Below are 21,133 nucleotides of genomic sequence, written 5' to 3' on the forward strand. Positions count from 1 at the left end.
CTCAGGAATGAGCGGGTGTGAGCGCGGTATGTTTCACCGCGCCCGGTGTAATCAGGGGTATGTAAGCCTTGAGCCGCTTGAGCCGCAGGCTGTTGCCGAGCACGAACACCGAGGACAGACCCATGGCTACACCAGCCACCATCGGATTCAGATGGATGCCGATAGGCGCAGCCACGCCAGCAGCGATAGGGATCAGCAGGATGTTGTAGAAAAAGGCCCAGAACAGGTTGCCGCGGATGTTGCCCAGCGTCCGGCGCGCCGCATTCAGCGCCGTGACCACCTCGCCGAGCTGGCCACGCGTGAGCGTCACGTCCGCTGCCTCGATGGCGATGTCAGTGCCCGAGGCGAGCGCGATGCCGACGTCGGCCTGCGCCAGCGCCGGAGCGTCGTTGATGCCATCGCCAACGAAGGCGACCCGGCGGCCCTGTTCCTGCAAACCGGTCACGACCGTGGCTTTATCCTCGGGCAGCACCTCGGCGTGTATCTCCTCGATGCGCAGTTCCGTGGCGACTGACTGCGCAGTGGCGCGCGCATCACCGGTGACCATGGCCACCTGCAGGCCGCGCTCGCGCAACGCCTGCACTACGGCGCGCGCCTCCGGTTTGATGCGATCGGCGATGGCCAGCCAGCCGAGCAGCGTTGCGTCGACAGCGACAAATACCACCGTGCGCCCGGTGCCCTCGAGGCGCGCGGCCATCTCGGCGTCATCGCCCAGCGCCACGTTTTCGCGCTCCATGAAACGACGGGCGCCAACCCGCACCATACGGCCTTCCACCTCGCCTTCGACACCATAGCCCACAATAGCGCGGAAATCCTTGACGGCAGGTATGTTCATGCCGCGCTCTCCGGCCGCCGCGACAATCGCTCGCCCCAGCGGGTGCTCGGACGCTGATTCCAGTGCTGCAGCCAGACGCAACGCGGTTTCGGGTGCGCCGCCGCCCTGATCGACCAACGCGGGATGACCCTCGGTCAACGTACCGGTTTTGTCGAACAGTATGGTGTCGACATTCGACAGCGTTTCCAGCGCCTCGCCCCTGCGAAACAGCACGCCGAGTTCTGCCGCACGCCCGGTGCCCACCATGATCGCCGCCGGAGTCGCCAGGCCCATGGCGCAGGGACATGCCACCACCAGTACGGCCACTGCCGTGACCAGCGCCACACTGGCATTGCCCGTCAATACCACCCAGACGCCGAAGGTCGCCAGCGCGATGACCAGCACCACCGGCGTGAACACCCGCACCGCGCGGTCGGTCAGTCCCTGAATCGGCAGCTTGCCGGTCTGCGCGTTCTCCACCAGATGGATGATCTGCGCCAGTACGGTATCGCGCCCGACCGAAGTGGCCTCCACCACCAATCGCCCATCTTGGCAGACCGTGCCGCCGACCACGGCATCATTCAGATTTTTGGCAGAAGGTATGGGCTCGCCCGTCAACATCGCCTCGTCCACATGCGCACGGCCTTCGAGCACGCGTCCGTCCACCGGAATGCGCTCCCCGGGGCGGACTACGATGCGCTCGCCGGTGCGTAATCGCGACACCGGTATATCTTGCTCGGCACCGTTCTCGTCGAGCCGGTGCGCAGTCTTGGCCTGTAGCCCGACCAGTTTGCGGATCGCCGACGAGGTGCGGCCCTTGGCCAGTGCTTCCAAGTACTTGCCTGCGAGCACGGCGGCAATGACTACTGCCGCAGAGTCGAAATACACATGCTGCGCCTCCGCTGGAAACAGCGCGGGAGCCAGCAGCACCAATACACTGTAAGCCCAGGCTGCGCCGGTGCCGGTGGCGACCAGGGAATTCATGTCTGGCGACAGATGGCGGTAGGCGATCAGGCCTGGTCTGAAAAAGCGCCGACCCGGCCCGAACAGGACGATGCTGGTGAGCACGAACTGCACCCACTCCCAGAAATGCGCAAAGGGGCTCGCCGCCGCCAGCGCACGATGCAAGGCCGGGATGAAGGCCGTGCCCATGGCTAACACCAGGATCACCGTGGCCAGCGCTGCGGCCACGATCACATCGCGGCCCATGGCGCGCAAACGCGCGCGGCGTTGGTCGGTGTCTTGCTCCCCATTTTCATGTACGGGATGTGCTGCATAACCCGCAGCGCTTACGGCGGTGGCCAGTTCGTCCATACCGACCATCGCCGGGATATAGCGCACATGCGCGCGTTCGGTAGCCAAATTCACCGCCGCCTCCAGTACTCCGGGTTGCTGTCTGAGTGCGCGCTCCACCCGTCCCACGCAGGAAGCGCAGGTCATGCCATCCACCGCGAGATCGATCTCATCGGTCACTGGCGCATAGCCCGTCGCCTGGATCGCCCCGGCGATGCGGGCGGCATCGAGCTGTTGTGGGTCGAAAAGCACCTCGGCGCGCTCAGTCGCCAGATTCACGCTGGCTGAGGTTACACCGGGCAGCTTGCCCAGCGCCCGTTCCACCCGCGCGCTACAAGAGGCACAGGTCATCCCCTCTATGCCAATCTCAAGGTGCCCACGTTTTTCGTCTTCCATGAATGCACCTCTTCGCGGCAAGGTCCGCTGTAAGCCACGTTTACGGATGGCTGCTGACAGTTTACATATAGCTTACTATCTGTCCATGATAAACATTGGAGCTCGGTGTAATGTCAAGAGCGATTTTCTGTGCGGTTTATCTGGCGGATGGGCAGTTGTGGAAGATGGTATAAATGACATCGAAGGACGGACCGGTCAATATGGGCCTCGGCAATTATCGTTTCGTTTTCTCCAATAACAGATGCACAGCGGCAAACTCTCCAGAAGGCATGTCGCTATTTTTGAACGATCTTGATGTATCATAGTCCAATTTTGTGCTGGTTACTGAATTTTTGGACACTTGGAAAAATGTTTTATGGAACGTTTATCGTTCTGGATGGGTTGTGGATTGTGGCCGTTGCCGCTGGTATGCGCACACTTTTGGTCCGGCAGCCGAATTTCCAATTTACCAACGTCTGGTCTCCAAAAATGAGGGGCTGTCCATGATCAGAATCCCCGATGTGCTGAAACTATCGCTGCGGCAGCGATTTTTTCGCTTCGTGGTTAAGGCACCAGTAGTTTTGCATCTGGATATATGGTTTCCACAGATACCGATGGCTATTGCTGTAGGACTACTGGGGGTGCTGGCCATACTGGATGCATTGCCCCATCTCATACAGCTCTTCCCTGAACTGGCTGATCTCGCACCCTCCACCAGTCTGACCCAGGCACCCCTGTTGTCGGCTTTGGGTACAGTACCCGAAGCGGTGGCCGGGTTTGTGCTGCTGCTGATGGCTTTCGGGTTGCTCTTTCGCTCCCGTTTTTCCTGGGCCATTACCTTGGTGCTGGCGGCAGCGATGCTGGCCATATTGCTGCATCACTATGGTATTGTATGGAGTGGCGTTACCATTTTTAATGTCGTCATCCTGGTTGCGTTGCTGTTGTTTCGGCGTCATTTTGCACGTTCGAGCGTGGCTGCAGGTACGCTTTTTGCGGCGATTTCTATTCTGCTTCTGATGAGTTATGCGGTACTGGGCAGTTACGTGCTGGGCGCAGGATTTTCGCCGCCTATCAAGAATCTGGTGAGCGCCTTGTATTTTGCCGTGGTCACCATGTCCACTGTGGGGTATGGGGATATTGTGCCGACAAGCGAAGATGCCAGACTTTTTGTTATCTCTATCATCATCCTGGGTATCACCGTTTTCGCAACTTCTATTTCTGCGGTCGTTGTACCGTTGGTGAATGGCCGGATGCAGCGCCTGCTGATGGGAGAAAGAAAACGTGCTCACCGTAACCATTATCTGGTTATTGGTGATAATGCGTTGGCACAAAACACCTATCGTGCATTACGTGCCCGGCATTTACCGGCGTTGGTGCTGGTTCCCGTGACGCCAGAGCATGTGTGGATGGCTAAGGAAGACCTCATGATAGGTGATGCAACGGACCTGGATGTTTTGCGTAAGGCGGGGGCAGAATGCGCCTTGGGTGTGCTCGCATTGCGGGTTGTCGACAGCGAGAACGCCTTTATCATTCTTGCAGCCAAGGAGTTGGCCATTCCCGGAAAAACCGTGGCGGCGGTTCAGAACGGTAAAAATCTTGAACGTCTACGACAAATCGGTGTGGACCTTATTATTTCCCCGGAAGTGTTGGGCGGTGAATTGCTGGCGCTGACGCTCAGTGGTGAAGAACTGGCGGGAGATACCATTATCAGTAAACTATTTACCGCTAAGGCGGAAGGAGCTGCGGCTTGAGTACTTTAATGGCGATAAGCATTGTTATGCTGGCCCTGATAGGATTGGGCATTGCGGCGATGTTTTTACACGTGGTGGTATGGTTATTAGGTGCCATACTCGGTTTATTCATCTATTTCATCCCCAGCATTGTTGCCGCCGCACGGCATCACGAACATTTTCTGTGGGTACTGGTGCTGAACATCGTGCTCGGCTGGTCGGGCATTGCCTGGATCATCCTGATAGTCTGGGCCATTCTCGGCGAGCGGCGGGCACCACCCTTGCGCAAATTAAGCGCGGATGTCTTTAACCCTCCTGCGTGCTGACGACAAAGGTGCCAAGGCGCAGGCGTTGCAAGCTGGCCGCATAGTCTTGCGGGGCGGAGGTAGGAGCCATCGGACCGATTTTGATTTTATATAGCCTGCCCGCGGTTGTGGAGGATACTGGTACCATGTGCGCGGTGCTGATCCCGAAATCTTGCAGCTTGCCGCGCTCGCGGACAGCAGTCTGCAACTGCATGGGGCTTGCCGTTTCCAGATAGATTTGCTCGGACCGCGGTGCTTGCCGCCACTGCCTTAAGATGTGGGTGGCGGCCTCCCGGCGCGGTGGAATAGGAGCTGGAGGGGCTTTCTGGGCGGCGGCAGATATGGCGCGTTCCGGACTGTTGGAAAAAGCGTCGTCCACTACAGCCGTCAGGTTGGCGCTGGCAGTGGAAGGCGGTGAATAGGCGGGCGCCATCCTGGGCATGATACGTTGTGCCACAGGCAGCACTTGAGGGGACGGTGTGCTGGGGGTTGAACTGCTGGGAATCACCTGGATATGTACCGGCGTTGTGCCCTGGTTGAGCATGCCCAACTGGCTGGCAGCACCATAAGACATATCCATGATACGACCACTCACGAAGGGACCGCGATCATCGACCAGCACGACGACGCTGCGCCCGTTCTTCAGATTGGTGACGCGCACGCAGGAGGGCAGCGGTAGCGTTCGGCTCGCGGCTGTCATTTGTCGGGCATGAAAAGCAGTGCCCATGGCGGTTACAGCACTGGAGGATTGCTGGTCGTACCATGAGGCGATTCCATTTTCGGAAAAACTGGCATCGCCACGCATAGGATGATACCAATACCCATTTATTTCATAAGGTTGATTGTAGGCAGCATTGAGGTTTGGCGTCGGCGCGTGGCAATCCTGCCCGGTGGAATAAGCGGAGCCCACCATCGCCGAACCGTAGCCACCGCCTGACGTGCCGACTGTGTGACTGGGCACACTCGCGCAGCCCGCAAGTGCTGCGGCGGCGAAGCCGAAAGCCCCCAGCCTGAAAATCTGAAGATGGTATCGTACGCACATGCTGATGCACGGCCTCCGTCTGGAAAGACCTTTGCATTCTAGGCCATGGTCTCCGGAAAATTCAAGTGAAGCTGATGGTTGGCTGTTTATTCTCAAGCAATAAACGAGAAGTATCGGCAAACGATGTGTACGGTCGGCACTTCTGCTGCCATGGGCCGCCTCAGCGCTGTCGGAATTCCATCAGGGTTTCCTTTGTTCTGTTTAATGTGCCCCGTGCCTTGCCGTCCGGTCGCTGCCCTCCAGGCGCCACTGTATATGTGGCAGCGGGGCGCCCTGCCGGACGTTTGGACTACGCCATGCTTCACAAGCTTATCGATGGTAGCAGGTATATCCTGGCGGACAGGCGGGGGCCTGCTGGTATTGCGGCGCCGTCGGTGTACACACATAGCCGGTGGGGCACGGTACACTGCCCTGTGGCGCTGCATAGTAACCGGGCTGTGGTGCCGGTGCCTGCTGTTGGCTGTTAGAGATGCCATAACCGGCAAGTCCGCCTAACCCGGCGCCGATGGCGGCGCCCGCCAGTGGGGAACCTGTCTGGTTACCGATAACCGCACCGGCTAAAGCACCGAGCAGGGAACCTCCCGTCGTGTTCGCCGTAGTGCTATTACTGGCATAGGGATTATTTGCGCAGCCCACCAATGCAAGGGGTAATGTTGCAATCATCAACCAGCGTGCTGTCTTCATCGTCATTATCTCCTCGTATAATATTTAGGTGCTTATTATGGTGCCAAGCTCCACAAGGATGCTAGTGTAGTCAACTAGGTACAGTTCTGCCGATCGCAATGGCTGTCCCGGGCCGAGTGTCTCCTAGTACTTCACCATCATGAGGCTTTGCAGGATGAATCCCCGCCGCCACCTTTTGCGGTATAGTATGGGGCGATGGTCCACTCCCCGGACCGATCTCGTGCTTTGCTATGGAGAATGCTATGACCCTATCATCACGCCTCGCGGCGGCCTCTGTGGTGCTCGCCCTTGGGCTGAGTGGATGTACAGCCAGCTGGGCCCCACAAGTTAATCCGGTGCCGTATTATACTTATTACCCCGCATCGCTCAGCGTGGTTACTGCCGCGGCTGAGAAAGCCTTACCTCAGGCGGGGATGCAGTTTATCGGGTCCAAGCAGATCAGCCCCGATACGGTCGAAGTGCATGGCTATGATTCAGAGGGTAACGCCATTCTTATCACCTTGCGGACCAAAGGCGCTGCAGTCACTAAATTCTCGGCACGCATAGGCCTTTATGGACATCTCCGTGAGGTGCAAGAGATAGAACACTGGATGGGGCAGTATGTTGGGCAGGCCATCGCGCGACCTTGAATGCGGCATAGTGACCTGCGATGGCGGCCGACCACCCGCTGCTGTCGGTGATCCGACGGAGGTCATGGCGTCGCACCGTTTGCTGACTGCGGAGATGATCAAGGCTGGGCGGCGCTGCGCTGCGCTGTCAGCGCAACTGCTCCAGCCAGGGGCGGTAGATTGCTGTGGCGCTGCCCAGCAACTCTTCACATCGACGCTCCAGATGGTCGTGAATAGTCCCGCTACGCTGTATGCCTGCACCGGTTTGCTGCAGGTCATCCGCCATGCTTTCCGTCCAGGCTTGCACCATGGTGGGGGTGACTTCCGGGTGGCCCTGAAGGGCCAGACAGTGTTTACCAATAGCAAAGGCCTGCTGGGCACAAAAGTCGCTGGAGAGCAGCGGTACCGCACCGGATGGTAGGGAAAAAGTTTCGCCATGCCAGTGAAAGAGTGTGAACGAGTCGGGAAGCTCTGCTAACCAGGTGCTGCTCATTGCTTCCAGGGTTTTGGTGACCGTCCACCAGCCGATTTCCGGGCCATCCGGGTTAGGGGTTACCTGGCCGCCCAGCGCACGGGCAATCAGTTGCCCGCCGAGGCAGTGTCCCAGAACGGGGAGTTCTTCGCCAACTGCCCGGCGGATAATTTGTTGCTCGGTGAGGAGCCACGGGTAGCGGCCCGTATCGTGGACGCTCATGGGTCCGCCCATGATGATCAAGGCGCCATAGCCAAGCAGATCATTGGGAACCTGTACGCCCAGATCAAGGCGATGCACCTCCGTTTGGTGCCCCTGTGCCGCAAGAATATGTTGCAGGCTACCCAGCCCTTCTTGCGGATGGTGCTGTAAAACGAGAATCTTCGTCATGATGCAGGCTGTTCCGTAGCGGTGTTTTGTAGCCAGTATGTGGCAAAATCTGATGCCGGCATAGGCCTGGCGATGCCATATCCCTGCCCTCGGTCCGCCTGCATCTGGCGCAGGAGGTCGGCGCTCTCCATGTTCTCAATGCCTTCGGCGGTGACGGTTACGCCCAGCGCGTGGGCCATCTGGATCATAGCCTGAATCATCTGTTGGTGACGTTGACTCCCGGCCATGGGGATGACAAAGCTGTGGTCGATTTTGATCTGGTTGCAGCCAAGTTCGAGCAGGTATTGCAGTGCGGCGGGCCCGGTTCCAAAGTCGTCGAGGGCGAAGCGCACACCAAGTCTCTGGCAGTCACTGATCAGTCTGGCGGTTTTGGCAATATCGTGGAGGGCGATGCGTTCAACCAGTTCCAGACAGATGCGTTCTGTAGACAGTGTGGGGCAGTCCGCCAGCGCGCGGCGTAAGTCGTCGCAGAGACGATGGTTTTCTACCTGGCGAGCAGCGAGGTTGATCTGGATGTCAAGGACCATGCCCTGCTTGGCCCAGACTTCGCCATGTTGGCAGGCGTTATGGATAACCCACGCTCCAATGCGCAGCATGACCGTAGAGTTTTCCGCGACATCCAGAAAGCTGGCGGGCAGGAGCAGACCGCGTTCAGGGTGCTGCCAGCGGATCAATGCTTCGGCCGCAACGCAAAGGCCGCTTTGCATGTCGATGATGGGTTGCCAGTAGAGGACGAATTCCTGTTTTGCCAGTGCACGCTCCAGTTCACCGCGCAGGTGTTGGGCGGAGCGTCGGCGGTCATCATCCGCGTGATCGTAATAGGTCCAGCAATTTCCACCGGCCGCCTTGGCGCGATAGACCGCCTGGTCTGCGTGGTGGATAAGCTCAACGGGATCGACGTTATCATGGGGATAGGTGGTGACGCCGGCGCTGGCGGTTATACCAACCTGCTGATCATCCACCCCCATGCGGATATTGAGCGCCAGCAGAATGCGTTGGAGTATATCTTCCAGGTCGCGTGGGCTGTGCAGTTTTTCCAGCAGCAGTAAAAACTCGTCACCGGCCAGGCGGACGATGGTATCACTGGCACGCAGCACGTCATGCAGGCGGGTCACAATTTCCCGCAGCAAACGATCCCCCGCGCTGTGCCCCAAGCTGTCATTCACTTCCTTAAAGCCATCAATATCCAATAAAACAATGGCGAGGGTGCGTTGATCACGCTGTGCGCGGGCACAGGCGATGTTTAGGCGTTCTTCGAGCTGGTAGCGATTGGGTACACCGGTGAGGGTATCCCGAGTCGCAATCTGTTCCAGGTGCAGCTCAATACCCATCCGGTACCAGGCGGCACCCAGCATATCGGCCAACAGTTGCGCCAGGCGCAGGGTGCTTTCAGCGAGCTCTGCGGGCGCCGGGCGGAACCAGGCAACGGCCAGGACGCCACTGACACCCTTGGGGCCGTGGACGGGGAGGGCGAGGCTTGCCTGTAAACCAGTAGCCACATACTCTGGCATGGCGTGGGGGCTGTGCGGATAATCCGGCACATAAATGGCGCGGTCCTCCCGTAGTGCGGCACCGCTGTTGCCGCAGTCATCGGGAAAAACGTGCTTCGACAGGTCTGAATAGATCGTGGGTAGGCCATGAAAAAACAGGTAACGCAGGTTATGATCTTCGTGGACGATGAAGGCCGCGCCATCGGCCTCCATCAGGTCTGCGGCTAGTGCCGCCGTTTCCTCGAAAAATGTACTGAATTCGTAGACGCGCACCAGATGTTGTAATCGGTTCAGAACAGAATCGGGAATCATCAAAGTCCTTTGAGGTCCTACAACGGCAGGGTGGGGATGGGTGTACCAGAGGCTAGGTCACCACCGGATCGGACCATTGCTTCTGGCGAAGTCCGCAACCGGATGGAGCGGACTTCGCCAACTAAGCCGTCACTAATCCGTACCAGCTGGCGGATAGTGAGTCGCTGGCCCGACCGTATCGGGACCATCCCATGCGGGTTTATTCGGCACCAGATTCTCAATGGGCGCACCCATGACCCCCGGAATGGGATCCTCTTTATGTATGGCATAGTCACCGATCTCTAAATCAGCGTCACTCATGCGCAGTGGGATGAACACCCCTAACAGCTTCAGAATAACGAATGTCATAGCGGCGTTATATACCACGATTACCACGAGAGCGATCAATTGATGCCAGAGTTGCGTGAATCCACCACCATAGAGTAACCCATCTACGGATATGTCCGGTGTTTTGCCTGCTCCGTAGTATAGGACCATGCGCGGATCACCGAGAAGACCCACCATCAATCCACCTACGGCACCGGCAACGGCGTGGGTGTGTAATACACCAAGCGTATCGTCAACCTTACTCAGCCATGTTTTTGGTCCTATCTTGTTCATGGTAATCCAGGGAATCATACCGGCGGTTACGCCAAGTATCAGTGCACCCCAACCATTCAGGAAACCCGCAGCCGGTGTGATAGCGACCAATCCGCATATCATACCATTGATGGCCCCCACCATAGATGCTCTGCCGAGAAACGCCATGTCCATGAATAGCCATGTCAGTAATGCTGCCGCTGTGGCGAGATTGGTATTGATCACGGCAGCGGCCATATCCTGATTGGCGAAGTAAGGATCACCGCCGTTAAATCCATTCCAGCCAAGCCACAATAGACCGGCTCCAGCCATGGCCATAATGAGGTTATTCGGAGGGAAATCCACCCGGTCTGCAAAAAGTCGCGGTCCAATCACCGCCGCCGCTACGAATCCTGAAATACCCGCAGCGACGTGAATGACGTAACCTCCGGAGTAATCAACGGCTCCGAGTTGCGCTAACCAGCCACCACCCCAGAGCATGAAGGCACCCACTGAATAAACGAGTGCAGACCATATTGGTACAAAAATAATCCATGCTTTGAAGTTCATTCGTCCAAGAACGCCGCCGGCAAGCAGAATGGGGGTAATGGCAGCGAATACAAATTGAAAGTAAATCAATGCGGATTGTGGAAAGGCAAAGGCAGGCATGATGCCATTCAATAGTGGAATGTTGGCTTGGCCGATGCTGTCGATGGCGGACATGACGGGGCGAGGCCAACCAAATAGTCCAGAAAGTATTCCGGGGCCGAGATGCACGGGGTTGCCGAAGGCGATGCTAAAGCCACAGAGCATCCACGTAATCAGAACGGCAGCAAAAGCGTAAAAGACCATCATCGCGGAATTGAGTGCCCATTTCTTCTTGACGATACCACCATAAAGAATGGCCAACCCCGGAACGCTCTGTAACCCCACGAGTGTGGCTGCAGTTATCTGCCACGCAGTATCGCCAGGGCTCAAATAAGATGGGTGTTCTAGATACATGATGGTTCTCCACAAAGTTCTGGTAATACACAGTAAAATTAGAGTCTTGTAGCTGTAAAAATTGGTTATTAAATGTTACCCGCTTCCCACATATTTTTTGTACACTTCGGTCAACATGTTTATTTCTTCGGATGCCGGTTCACGCCAGCCACGAATGCCAAGCCCACTGAGTATCTCCTGGCCTTTTATTTCATCTTGCAGAGACATGAAGAGATCTATGATCGCCGTGGCATCGGCTCGCCGGTGTGAAGACAAGCATAATGCATGATAAGCAAAGTCCGTTTGACTCTCATCCATGACTTTCAGTTGATCTTGAGTGATGGATGAAAGTCCGTAAAAGGTTTGTCGTGGCAAAATGGCAATATCGCCCATGTTTCGTAGCAGCATTTGCACAGACTTGATATCATTGCCGACAAATAAGTAGTTGGCATTGTCCGATGAGTAGCCTGATTCATCCATGAGCAGTCTACCTAGCAAGTAGGCGTAGCTGTCCATTCTGTCGGTAATGACTTTGGGGCGAGAGAACTGATTAAATGTCATTCTTTCGTCATTTTTTCGACAAATTACGACGGCCTCTTCGGGGGCTGCGCAGGGTACAAGTAATGGTGAAAAACCCATCTGAATGAGTTCGCATACAGCAAACGGTGAGGCAAACACTATATCTGCGGAGTCTGAAGGTGCCGTGTTATTCTGTTCCAGTGCGCCGAAATGGGGCTCTAGTCGTATAGGGTGTCCCCATTTCTTTTGAAGATAGGTATTGAGAAAATACCACCCTTCTAACTGAGACCGCTCCTGCAGGCTCACGGAAAATCGCCAATGATCGCTCCGCGATGGAGGTTGTGGTGACGGATGATTTTGCGTGGACGAAGTATTTGTCAATGTTACATGAGCAGCCTCGGGTGCGGCTGCATGATTTGTCAGGTATTGATTCAATCCGGTCATTTTAAACAGCATCGCCGTCATGCGATTCATCCCTTTGACCGCGATGGGTAGTCTGTTACCGTGAAGTTGTTTCAAGATGTTGAGGAGGATGGCTAAACCCATAGAGTTAACGCGTGAAACTTCGGTGAAATCCAGAATGGCTGGCTTGTTGATGGCAAGCAGGGGGTCCATGTGCGCTTTGGCGGCGGCGTCAATGACGCCGCGCAGGCGGTAGATGACCGGATCATCGGCTGAGCTTTGAGTGATGATTTCAAAGGTAGTCATGATTTACCTCGCAAATGTCACTGTGATAAAGAAATTGGAATGCGGGATAGTGGTCTTCGTGCGGTGGATGATCCAGGTCGAAGAATAATGTCGCGCGCGTTTCGCGCCCAGGGAAAACGCGAATTTGCATATAGTCAGAAAAGCGCCACAACAAATATAATCCACCGCCTCCCTGATCGGCGATGAGTCCATGCCCTTGAATGTGTGCGCCTAGGCGTTGTAATAATGTTGAGGGTGTTAATGTGCCCCAGTTGTCTCTCATCTGAACGGCGAGAATGTTATTTCGACGACCCATATGCAGACTGACATGTTCATCTTCGTTAAGTATGCGATCTACGCTTTTTGAATAAATGGCTTGTCCCCGGGCATCTCGTGGTGCGGCATAAAGTGCATTTTCGAGGAGCTCATCGGCGACGAGTGTGCAGACGTCGATCCAGTCATCGCGCACGTCAGTCTCCGCCAGCCAGGACGCCAAGGACGAAATAACCCCCACTTTATCTGTCGAAGTGGTGATAGGTAATTGCAGAGGAGTATCAATATGGAGATATAGTGATAGCTCGTTGTCAATTTCCTTGTGGGCATTAAGGAGGTTATCCCAGCCCATGGCTTGCAGGAATGGGTTTCCTGGAATTAGTATCCGACGTATTCCATCCTGACTCATCCGTGGAAGCAGGTTTTGCCATTCATGTTCAGCAAATAGTACGATATGTTGGCGTGACAAGCGCGGAGAAATGGTCTTGTTAGCGTAGTAATCCTGAGATATTCTGATGATTTCCAGTGGTTGTTCTGAACGCCATTCAGAAACTGCAGGATAACGCTCGTTATGGTGCACAACGATGATACTTAAATCGTCATCAAAAGTATCTCGTTCACAGAATGCAATCAGTCTGGCGATTAGCGCATCACGCAATTGGGTGTCACCTAAGGTAGAAAAATCTTCGAGTGCTTGTTCCAATCGCTCATAGCCAAATGGCGTTCCATCCGGTGCATTTTCTTCAACCCATCCATCACTGATGAGGATCAGTCGGCTTCCTAACGGCATATCAAATTCGCTTGTGGAGATATCGAGATCCAATTCCTGGCCTAATGGAAGTCCACCAATTTCAAGCATCTCCCACTGCCCATCCGGTTTTTGGAGATAGGGAAATTGCTGCCCTGCATTAGCGATGTATAGAATGCCGTGGCGAAAATCTACTGCTGCACAAATCATGGTCATTAGACGCAATCCCTGTGCGGTATTAAGAATGGCATTATTGAGCTGCCTAAGCACTTGATCTGGACGCCCAATACCATCCGCCCGCAATTGGTTGATAACTGTTTTTGCGACAGCCACGATGCTCCCGGCCGCGAGACCATGTCCGCTCACATCCCCGAGTACCAGCACGGATGTTTCTTTGGTGGTATAGCAATCCAGATAGTCACCGCCTACTTCCGAGCTGGTGATGCTGGCGGCGATACCGGAGAGGCCTGGTAGCGAGATCTGCTCTGGGCCGAGAAAAGCTGTGTGTAGTTCTGCCGCTTGTTGTGCCTCGTCTTGTAGACGATCGCTCAACGACTGCGCCTTGAGCAGGGCAATTTGTTGTGCATGTTCGGCGGCTGCCCGTTCCGTGACATCCACGCCCATGGCAACCCGCAGGAGTTCCTCGCCAGTCACATCGCGTACCGGCGTCACAGTCCACGCCATGATCAGTTGGTTACCCGCAGAATTGAGTATCGGGAGCTCTTGAATTTGCTCCGGATTGCCCACGTCTAACAGTGCTAGTATGCTTGCATGATCTTGCGGAAGAAATAAACGATTCAGTAAAGGGTGACCGACTATTTGTGTGCGAGGCCATTGCAAAAGCGTTTGAAAATAATGATTCACGAGAACGACGTTACCCTTTGCGTCGATCACCATGATGATTACCCGTGAAGTATTAATGACGTCCTCATTGAATTCACCGGCACGGGCTAGGGCAAGCGCACGCTCCCTGCTTTGTTTGCCGATGGGCTGCAGAATACCGAACCAAACATATATCAGTGATAAAAAAATGAGCGCCCCACCTCCTGATAAGAACCACTGAGCATAGCTGAAGTACTGTTTTTCGATTTCTTGATAATGGTGCGCTGCTGCTTTTAGTTGTCCACGTATTAGTGGAATATTTCCATTGTTACCATGTAATAGATTGGATAAGGCAGTGTTTAATGGCTGATTGTATGCCATTTTTTTTTCAAAATTAGATAGATACTGGCCGCTAATGTTGGTTCTTGACTTTGCTGTCTGGTTGGCAAGCTCTTGAAGAGCGTGTGTTGCTGAACTTTGACCCTCCTGAATTTTGTTAAGCGCTCCCAGGTAGTGTTCATACTGGTGAAATGAGGTCGCAGATCGCGCGTGGAAGGCTAAGGACTCCCAGGTGCCGATCCCAATCATGATGAGTAAAAATGCAGGAATCGATAGTGCGATGAAGTATCTGCTGCGTACATCTTCTACCGCTTCTATGTTGGTTCGGTAGAATGCACCGACAGGAACACGTTCAGAGAGTTTTACGTTTTCCATATGATCCTCAGTAAAACGAGACGCTTGTTGTTGGGCTTTGGGCAGGTCTTCATCTGGGATGTAAAAGTCATAAAATATGCCATTATGCGTTAACTTATGGCGTGTCTTTCTCCCGATAAGTCGGCCATGGTAGGCCGGTTGTCTAGCCTTATAATGTTATTTAGAACAATTCGGCAAGGTGTCAATGTGTGAAAAATATAATCTCCTTATATTTTCCGTAAGTTATTTTTTCTGTTTATTGTGTGGCCGATAGCAAATGATAGGTGTTAAGATATTTATAGTTTATTAAGTGAATAATAAGGAGAAAAAACACGGCGGGTAACCGCCGTGTGCAAGGATGTTGAAGTGTTAGTGGAGTTTAGTCCCCTGCCACCGGTCGACGTTCACCGTCGCCATAGAAAGCGTAGGCTTCTTCACCGTGGATCGCATCATCGCCGATCAGCAGTTCTTCTTCAGACATACGTAGTGGCACGATCAGGCTGATGAGCTTGAGCAGGATGTAGGTCACCACAACGTTCAGCACGATGATAAACGCTGCGCCGATAAGCTGCAGCCAGACCTGATGCCAGTTGCCATCAATGGCACCACCGGGAGTGCTCAGCCCGAAAGCCGCACAGCCGGCCTTGGTGGCCAGCAAGCCCGCCATGATGCCACCCAGAACACCCGCTACCGCATGGGTGTGAAAGACACCCAAGGTGTCATCGACCTTGCGGAACAGTGCGGTTTTACCGAGAAGATTCATGCTCAGCCAGGGAATGATGCCGGAGGCGATGCCGATGGCGATTGCACCCCAACCATCTACCACGCCGGCGGCCGGGGTAATGGCCACCAGGCCGGTGATCATGCCCTGCACAGCACCAATGACGGAAGGCTTCTTGAAGTAGATGAGATCCATGATGGTCCAGACGATCACGCTGACGGCGGCGGCGATATTGGTGTTGAGGACGGCCGCACCAGCATCGCGACTCGCCGCGTAGGGGTCACCACCATTGAATCCGTTCCAGCCGAGCCAGAGAATTCCGGCACCAACCAGCATCAGCAGTACGTTGTTGGGCTGAAAGTTTTCGCGATCACGCGCCAGCCGGGGGCCAATGACCGCCGCACCGATAAAGCCCGCGATCCCGGCAGAAAGATGGATGACGTAACCACCGGAATAGTCGATGACGCCGAGGGTGGAGAGGAAGCCGCCGCCCCAGAGGCTGAAGGCACCGATCGTATAAGAAAAGGTCAGCCAGAGTGGCACGAAAATCATCCAGGCCTTGAAACTCATGCGCCCGAGGAATGCGCCAGCCATGATGATCAAGGTGATGGCGGCAAAAACGAACTGAAAGTACACCATGGTAGACATGGGGAAAGCGGCGGTGGTGTTGGAGGCCGGAATGCGCGCCTGGGTGAGCTCATCCTGCATGGTGAGGATCGGGTGCGGCATGCCGACGAAGGAAAACCATTCATTGCCGAAGCCCATGTTGTAAGCCCAGAGCACCCAGGCGATCAATACGGCGGCGAAGGCATAAAAAGCCATGAAAGCGGAGTTGATGGCCCATTTCTTTTTGACGATGCCCGCGTACAGGACGACGAGCCCGGGGACACTTTGCAAGCCAACGACAGTTGCTGCGGTGAGCTGCCACGCATTGTCGCCGGTATTAAGCCAAGCTACTGACATGAAGAACTTCCTCCTATAAGGATTAGGGAGCGGTGGTAAAGCGGTTATAGCTGGTTACAACGCATCATTACCGGTTTCGCCGGTGCGAATACGGATGGCTTCCAGGACTTCGGAGACAAAGATTTTGCCGTCACCAATCTTGCCGGTGCGGGCACCTTTTTCGATGGCTTCAACGGCTTGGTCGACGGCATCATCGCTGATTACCGCCTCGATCTTGACCTTGGGGAGAAAATCCACCACATATTCAGCGCCGCGGTAGAGTTCGGTATGACCTTTCTGGCGCCCGAAGCCTTTGACTTCGGTAACCGTGAGGCCCTGGATCCCTACCGCCGATAGCGCCTCACGGACATCATCGAGTTTGAAGGGTTTAACAATGGCAGTAATCAATTTCATGGCGACACCTCTCGTACAGGGTTGGAACATCCCTGGGGCAGAAGCCCCGGGGGTTAAAACATGAAGCCGGTTTCGAGCATGCTACGGAGTTGGGTCTGGGCAAGGCTGTTGGTGCCTGAGAAACCCGTATTGTTTGGCATGGTAGCAGCGACATAAGACAACTCAGCCCGGGCAAAAAAGCCGCCGTTCTGATATGTCGGCGTCACGGTCAGCGACCAGGCATGGGAGCCGGGGCCGAAGCCGGTGAGGTTGGCCGCTCCATCTGTAACGGTGCCGGAGTTGCTGATGTATTCCACCCGACCGGCGACGGATATTTTGTCCGTCAGGCTGTAGTCGGCAAGGATGGCGGCACCGAGGGTGCTGGTCTTTCTGGTGCCAGCACCCAGCGCCTGAATTGCGCCGGCCGGTACGCTGGTATACTGCACGTAAGGCGTGACCGACAGGTTGCTGCCACTATAGGTGTAACCTACGTCAAAGATGCTTTCGTTATTCTGCAACGGTGTGGTAGCGATGGAGGAGTAGGTATAATCGGTCTGTCCCAGATTCCCACCACCTTGAAAGAACACACTGTTCTGTTTGTTAATCGCCCAGGTCAACATGCCGGTCACCCAGTTAAAGCGATTCGAGTAAAAGCCATCATTCCAGGATACCGACGCAGTGACCGGGCCTGCGGTATAATTAGCCTGAATACCTTTATTGACCGCATTCTCCTGGCCCCAGAGCAAACCGCGCTCAATGTTCCAGTTCTGGTAGCTATAGGTGTATTCGGCACCGATCAGGGTATAGAGCTTACCAATCTGGATATTGAAATTGTCGGTCGGCGCGATCTCAACATAGCCGACGGGCAGGGCACCGAAGGTGTTCTGAGTGAAGGTGCCAGTGGAGAAATAGCTGGAGCCCAGGGTCATGACGTTATACGCCCCTGTCTGTAGATAAAACTGCACGAGCCCGGTGTTCTTCTGGATGATGACCATACCGTTGCTGATGTCGGCGGATGCAGATTTGTTGCCAGGGTTGCCTGATCCGGCAAACTTGTTGTCCTGCCAGACGCCGTAGCCGCTCGCCACGCCCTGTACGTTGAGGGTGCCCAAAGGGCCAGCCGCAAAGGTCAGGGGGCTGGGCAGCGCCAGTGGCGATGCGTGCCCGGTCTCAATCATCATGGGTAGTGACGCAGACATTGCCAGCGAGATGATTTTATAACGATAACCGTTTTTTAACGTCTTCATGTTTGTCGCTCCCTATTTGTATGACATTACAGGGAGCTCTTAGCAAACTTGATGCCAATTTGTAACGGTTTAAAAATCAATGGGTTTAGTAAAACAAGCTAGGTAGCAAGCGGTGATGTGCACTATTATGATGCGTTATGCACCACTATGGTGCGTATGTTGGAGTTGCGGCGTATCAACCCTCAGGAGGTGAGCGGTTCACTCAGAGAAAGGTCTTCCATATCCAGGTGAACATCATACCCCCAGAGGCTATGAACAAAGCTGAGCGTTCTCTGGGCCTCATCCTGGGCGAGGGGTTGGCTATCCATCTGCCGCAAACGCAGATGGCGATCGCCCCAGCGATCCACGGACACGATCTGAATGTCCGGCGGGCGGGTGCTTTCGGCGATTTGTTGGGCTAAGGCCTGGCGCAGATACTGGTAGCCGGAGTCATCATGGATGGCACTCACCTGGTACGTCGTAGCGCTGGGATCGTTGCTTAGGGCAAAGAGATGCAGGTCACGCATGACCTTGGGTGAGAGATATTGCAGGACAAAGCTCTCATCGCGGAATTCGCGCATGGCGAAGTGGATGTGCTTGCGCCAGTCGGGGTCCCCAGCAAAGGGGAACCAGCGATGATCTTCGTCCGTGGGCGCGAGACAGATCCGTTTGATGTCCTGGAACATGGCGAAACCGAGGGCATAGGGGTTGATGCCGCTGTAGCGCGGATCGTCAAAGTCTGGCTGGAAGGTGACAGCGGTGTGGCTGGCGTAAAACTCCAGCAGGGTGCCGTCGGTAATCAGCCCCCTGGCATGCAGGCTGTGCAGGATATGGTAATGCACGAAGCAGGCGAAGCCCTCGTTCATGATCTTGGTCTGCCCTTGCGGGTAGAGGTATTGGGCGATCTTGCGCACGATGCGCAGGATTTCCCGCTTCCAGCCCTCCAGGTGTGGAGCGTTTTTTTCGATGAAGTAGAGTAGGTTTTCCTGGGGGGATGGCGGAAATACAGCGGCATCAGCGGGCTGGTCGACGCTATGCGGGGGCAGTGTCCGCCAGATTTCCGAGAGCTGCTGCTGCAGATAACGCTCGCGTTCTTCGCGCCGCCGCTCTTCCTCGCGCGCCGAGAGCTGGCGCGGGCGGCGGGCGCGATCCACGCCGTTGCGGCTGATGGCGTGGGCGGCATCCAATACGTCGGTCACTGCGTCGATCCCGTAGCGTTCTTCGCAGTGGGCGATGTAGCGCTGGGCGAATTCCAGGTAGTCCAGGATGCCCTCGGCATCGGTCCACTGCTGAAAGAAAACATTGTTTTTGAAGAAGGCATTATGCCCGTAGGCGGCATGGGCGATGACCAGAGTCTGCATGGTCATGGTATTTTCTTCCATGAGGTAGCTGATGCAGGGGTTGCTGTTGATCACCAGTTCATAAGCCAGGCCCATCTCGCCGCGCCGATACTGTCCGGACTCGATGGCGCGTTGTTTGCCAAAAGACCAGTGGGCGTAATAGACCGGCAGGCCGATGGAGGCGTAGGCATCGAGCATCTGCTCGGCGCTGATGATCTCTAGCTGGTTGGGGTAGGTGTCGAGCTGGAGTTCTTCGGCGGCGATGGTGGCGATGGCTTCGGTGACGGTGTCGATCCGCGCGAAGGTCCAGTCGTTGTCGGTAAAGAGGAACTTAGACATGGCTCGGCATCTCCTCAGTGGCAAAGAGGGTACGGAAGAGCGGATAGATATCCTCGCGTTCGCTGGCGCGGGCGGTGATCAGCTCCGGGAAATCCTGAGCAATGGCTTCGTACAGTTGCAGCAGATCACTCTCACTGTCACGGTTGACCTCCAGATAGAAGAGGTTGCGCAAGCGCGGCAATAGACTCATAAGATGCTCTTCCACCACCGCGTTGTCGGCAAAATAATTGTCGCCGTCAGATACTTGCGCCAGATAGACATTCCAACGGTCTGGCGGGAAACGTTGCTGCATGATCTCCTCGGTCAGGGTGATGGCCGGGGAGACCAGCGTGCCGCCTCCCTCGCGGGCACCAAAAAAGGCCTGCTCGCTGCACTCCGAGGCGGTGCTGTGGTGCTTGATGAAGATGATCTGCACCGCCTGATAGTGGCGATGCACGAACAGATACAGCAGCAGGAAGAAGCGCTTGGCCAGATCCTTTTCCTTCTCGCCCATGCTGCCGGACACATCCATCACACAGAACATCACCGCATTGGTGATGGGGTGGGGCTGCTGGTCGATATGGGCGAAGCGCAGGTCCGCCTCATCAATGAAGGGAATGGCTTTGATTTTGCGTTCCAGAGCGGCAATCTGACGATCCAGTTCGCTGAGGCGCTCCTGCTCCACGGAGACATCCTGCTTCTGCGTCAGGCGGCCCTGAATCTCTTCCTGCAGTGTGTCGCGGGTGTCCAGCAGGTCCTGCAATTCACGGCGCTTGCCGGCACGCAGGGCGAGGCGGCGGGCACGGGCGGCACGCATGGTGCGCCCGACGTGCATGCGGGAGGGGCTGCCATCTTTAATGAAACCCGCCCGCCGCCATTGATCGGCCTGAATATCCCCCGGCACGGTCTTGAGCAGGTTGGGTAAGGCCAGCCCGTCGAAGAGCAGATCGAGAAATTCGTCGGCGGAGAGGACGATGGCCACCTCGTCATCGCCGAGACCGTCCGGTGAGCCTTCCCGACCCTTTCCCGGGCCGCCGCCCTCGGGTTTGCTGATTTTGTCGCCGCGCTGATATTCCTTGTTGCCGGGTAACACCCGCTCCCAGGAGGTGTCGCTGAGGTCGCGGCGAAAGCTGGGTTCATGAAGATCGCGGGTGGGGATGGAAATGGGCTGGTCGGCGTTGGCCAGATCTTCAATGGAGCCGGAACGCGCCATCTTTTCGACAGCGACCTTGAGCCGGGCGCGAACACGTCTGTTCAGACGATCCTGGTTGGCCGTGGATCGGGTTCCGGAACTGCGCCGGTCGATAATCATGCTCATGGCAGACTCCTGGTCAGCGACGCTTCACCCTCATTATGACCTAAAATGGGGCAGATGGTTGCGGCGGACCCCTCCCATG

General features: G+C 55.7%; 16 protein-coding genes. 3 read left to right on the forward strand and 13 right to left on the reverse strand.

Going from position 1 to position 21,133, the window contains the following annotated elements; translation table 11 throughout:
• Window position 1 precedes the first annotated feature (1 nt).
• Window positions 2-2,503: a heavy metal translocating P-type ATPase gene (locus tag H2515_RS02015; protein ID WP_198661386.1), complete on the reverse strand. Its 2,502-nt coding sequence runs from the start codon at window positions 2,501-2,503 to the stop codon at window positions 2-4.
• A 482-nt stretch (window positions 2,504-2,985) separates the two neighbouring features.
• On the opposite strand from H2515_RS02015, the gene kch reads away from it, so the two are divergent.
• Entirely contained in the window at window positions 2,986-4,233 is a 1,248-nt protein-coding gene (kch, locus tag H2515_RS02020; protein WP_172804434.1) for a voltage-gated potassium channel protein, read from the forward strand.
• A complete protein-coding gene (locus H2515_RS02025) occupies window positions 4,230-4,538 on the forward strand; it encodes a superinfection immunity protein (protein ID WP_035193596.1) in 309 nt (102 codons plus the stop codon). Before kch ends, H2515_RS02025 begins: the two co-directional genes overlap by 4 nt.
• On the opposite strand, the gene H2515_RS02030 is transcribed toward H2515_RS02025, so the two are convergent.
• A complete protein-coding gene (locus H2515_RS02030) occupies window positions 4,519-5,559 on the reverse strand; it encodes a septal ring lytic transglycosylase RlpA family protein (RefSeq protein WP_198660821.1) in 1,041 nt (346 codons plus the stop codon). The genes H2515_RS02025 and H2515_RS02030 overlap by 20 nt on opposite strands.
• Before the next feature lie 309 nt (window positions 5,560-5,868).
• Window positions 5,869-6,243: a glycine zipper domain-containing protein gene (locus H2515_RS02035; protein WP_035193591.1), complete on the reverse strand. Its 375-nt coding sequence runs from the start codon at window positions 6,241-6,243 to the stop codon at window positions 5,869-5,871.
• Between the two features lie 242 nt (window positions 6,244-6,485).
• On the opposite strand from H2515_RS02035, the gene H2515_RS02040 reads away from it, so the two are divergent.
• On the forward strand, window positions 6,486-6,872 hold the full coding sequence (locus H2515_RS02040) for a hypothetical protein (protein ID WP_035193589.1): 387 nt from the start codon (window positions 6,486-6,488) through the stop codon (window positions 6,870-6,872).
• A gap of 127 nt (window positions 6,873-6,999) precedes the next feature.
• On the opposite strand, the gene H2515_RS02045 is transcribed toward H2515_RS02040, so the two are convergent.
• From H2515_RS02045 to H2515_RS02090, 10 genes are all read right to left on the reverse strand, one after another.
• Complete coding sequence (locus H2515_RS02045) at window positions 7,000-7,713, reverse strand: type 1 glutamine amidotransferase (protein WP_198660822.1); 714 nt, start codon at window positions 7,711-7,713, stop codon at window positions 7,000-7,002.
• A complete protein-coding gene (locus H2515_RS02050; RefSeq protein WP_198660823.1) occupies window positions 7,710-9,515 on the reverse strand; it encodes a putative bifunctional diguanylate cyclase/phosphodiesterase in 1,806 nt (601 codons plus the stop codon). Before H2515_RS02050 ends, H2515_RS02045 begins: the two co-directional genes overlap by 4 nt.
• A 132-nt stretch (window positions 9,516-9,647) precedes the next feature.
• Window positions 9,648-11,075 carry an ammonium transporter gene (locus H2515_RS02055; protein ID WP_065414265.1) on the reverse strand — a complete coding sequence of 476 codons (1,428 nt, stop codon included), beginning with the start codon at window positions 11,073-11,075 and terminating at the stop codon, window positions 9,648-9,650.
• Window positions 11,076-11,150: 75 nt separating this feature from the next.
• Window positions 11,151-12,281, reverse strand: coding sequence for a PhnD/SsuA/transferrin family substrate-binding protein (locus H2515_RS02060; protein WP_198660824.1), 1,131 nt, complete (start codon window positions 12,279-12,281; stop codon window positions 11,151-11,153).
• Window positions 12,268-14,817, reverse strand: coding sequence for a PP2C family protein-serine/threonine phosphatase (locus H2515_RS02065; protein ID WP_198660825.1), 2,550 nt, complete (start codon window positions 14,815-14,817; stop codon window positions 12,268-12,270). Before H2515_RS02065 ends, H2515_RS02060 begins: the two co-directional genes overlap by 14 nt.
• A 358-nt stretch (window positions 14,818-15,175) precedes the next feature.
• Window positions 15,176-16,480: an ammonium transporter gene (locus H2515_RS02070; RefSeq protein WP_198660826.1), complete on the reverse strand. Its 1,305-nt coding sequence runs from the start codon at window positions 16,478-16,480 to the stop codon at window positions 15,176-15,178.
• A 54-nt stretch (window positions 16,481-16,534) separates the two neighbouring features.
• Window positions 16,535-16,873 (reverse strand): P-II family nitrogen regulator, encoded by a 339-nt coding sequence (gene glnK / locus H2515_RS02075; protein WP_014027746.1) that lies wholly within the window; start codon window positions 16,871-16,873, stop codon window positions 16,535-16,537.
• Window positions 16,874-16,926: 53 nt separating this feature from the next.
• Window positions 16,927-18,099 carry a porin gene (locus H2515_RS02080; RefSeq protein ID WP_198660827.1) on the reverse strand — a complete coding sequence of 391 codons (1,173 nt, stop codon included), beginning with the start codon at window positions 18,097-18,099 and terminating at the stop codon, window positions 16,927-16,929.
• 182 nt (window positions 18,100-18,281) lie between these two features.
• Complete coding sequence (locus H2515_RS02085; RefSeq protein WP_035193577.1) at window positions 18,282-19,757, reverse strand: SpoVR family protein; 1,476 nt, start codon at window positions 19,755-19,757, stop codon at window positions 18,282-18,284.
• Window positions 19,750-21,054, reverse strand: coding sequence for a YeaH/YhbH family protein (locus H2515_RS02090; RefSeq protein ID WP_035193575.1), 1,305 nt, complete (start codon window positions 21,052-21,054; stop codon window positions 19,750-19,752). The genes H2515_RS02085 and H2515_RS02090 overlap by 8 nt, the downstream gene beginning before the upstream one ends.
• Window positions 21,055-21,133 lie beyond the last annotated feature (79 nt).

It is taken from the genome of Acidithiobacillus ferrivorans (assembly GCF_016250455.1).
Classification (GTDB): domain Bacteria; phylum Pseudomonadota; class Gammaproteobacteria; order Acidithiobacillales; family Acidithiobacillaceae; genus Acidithiobacillus; species Acidithiobacillus ferrivorans.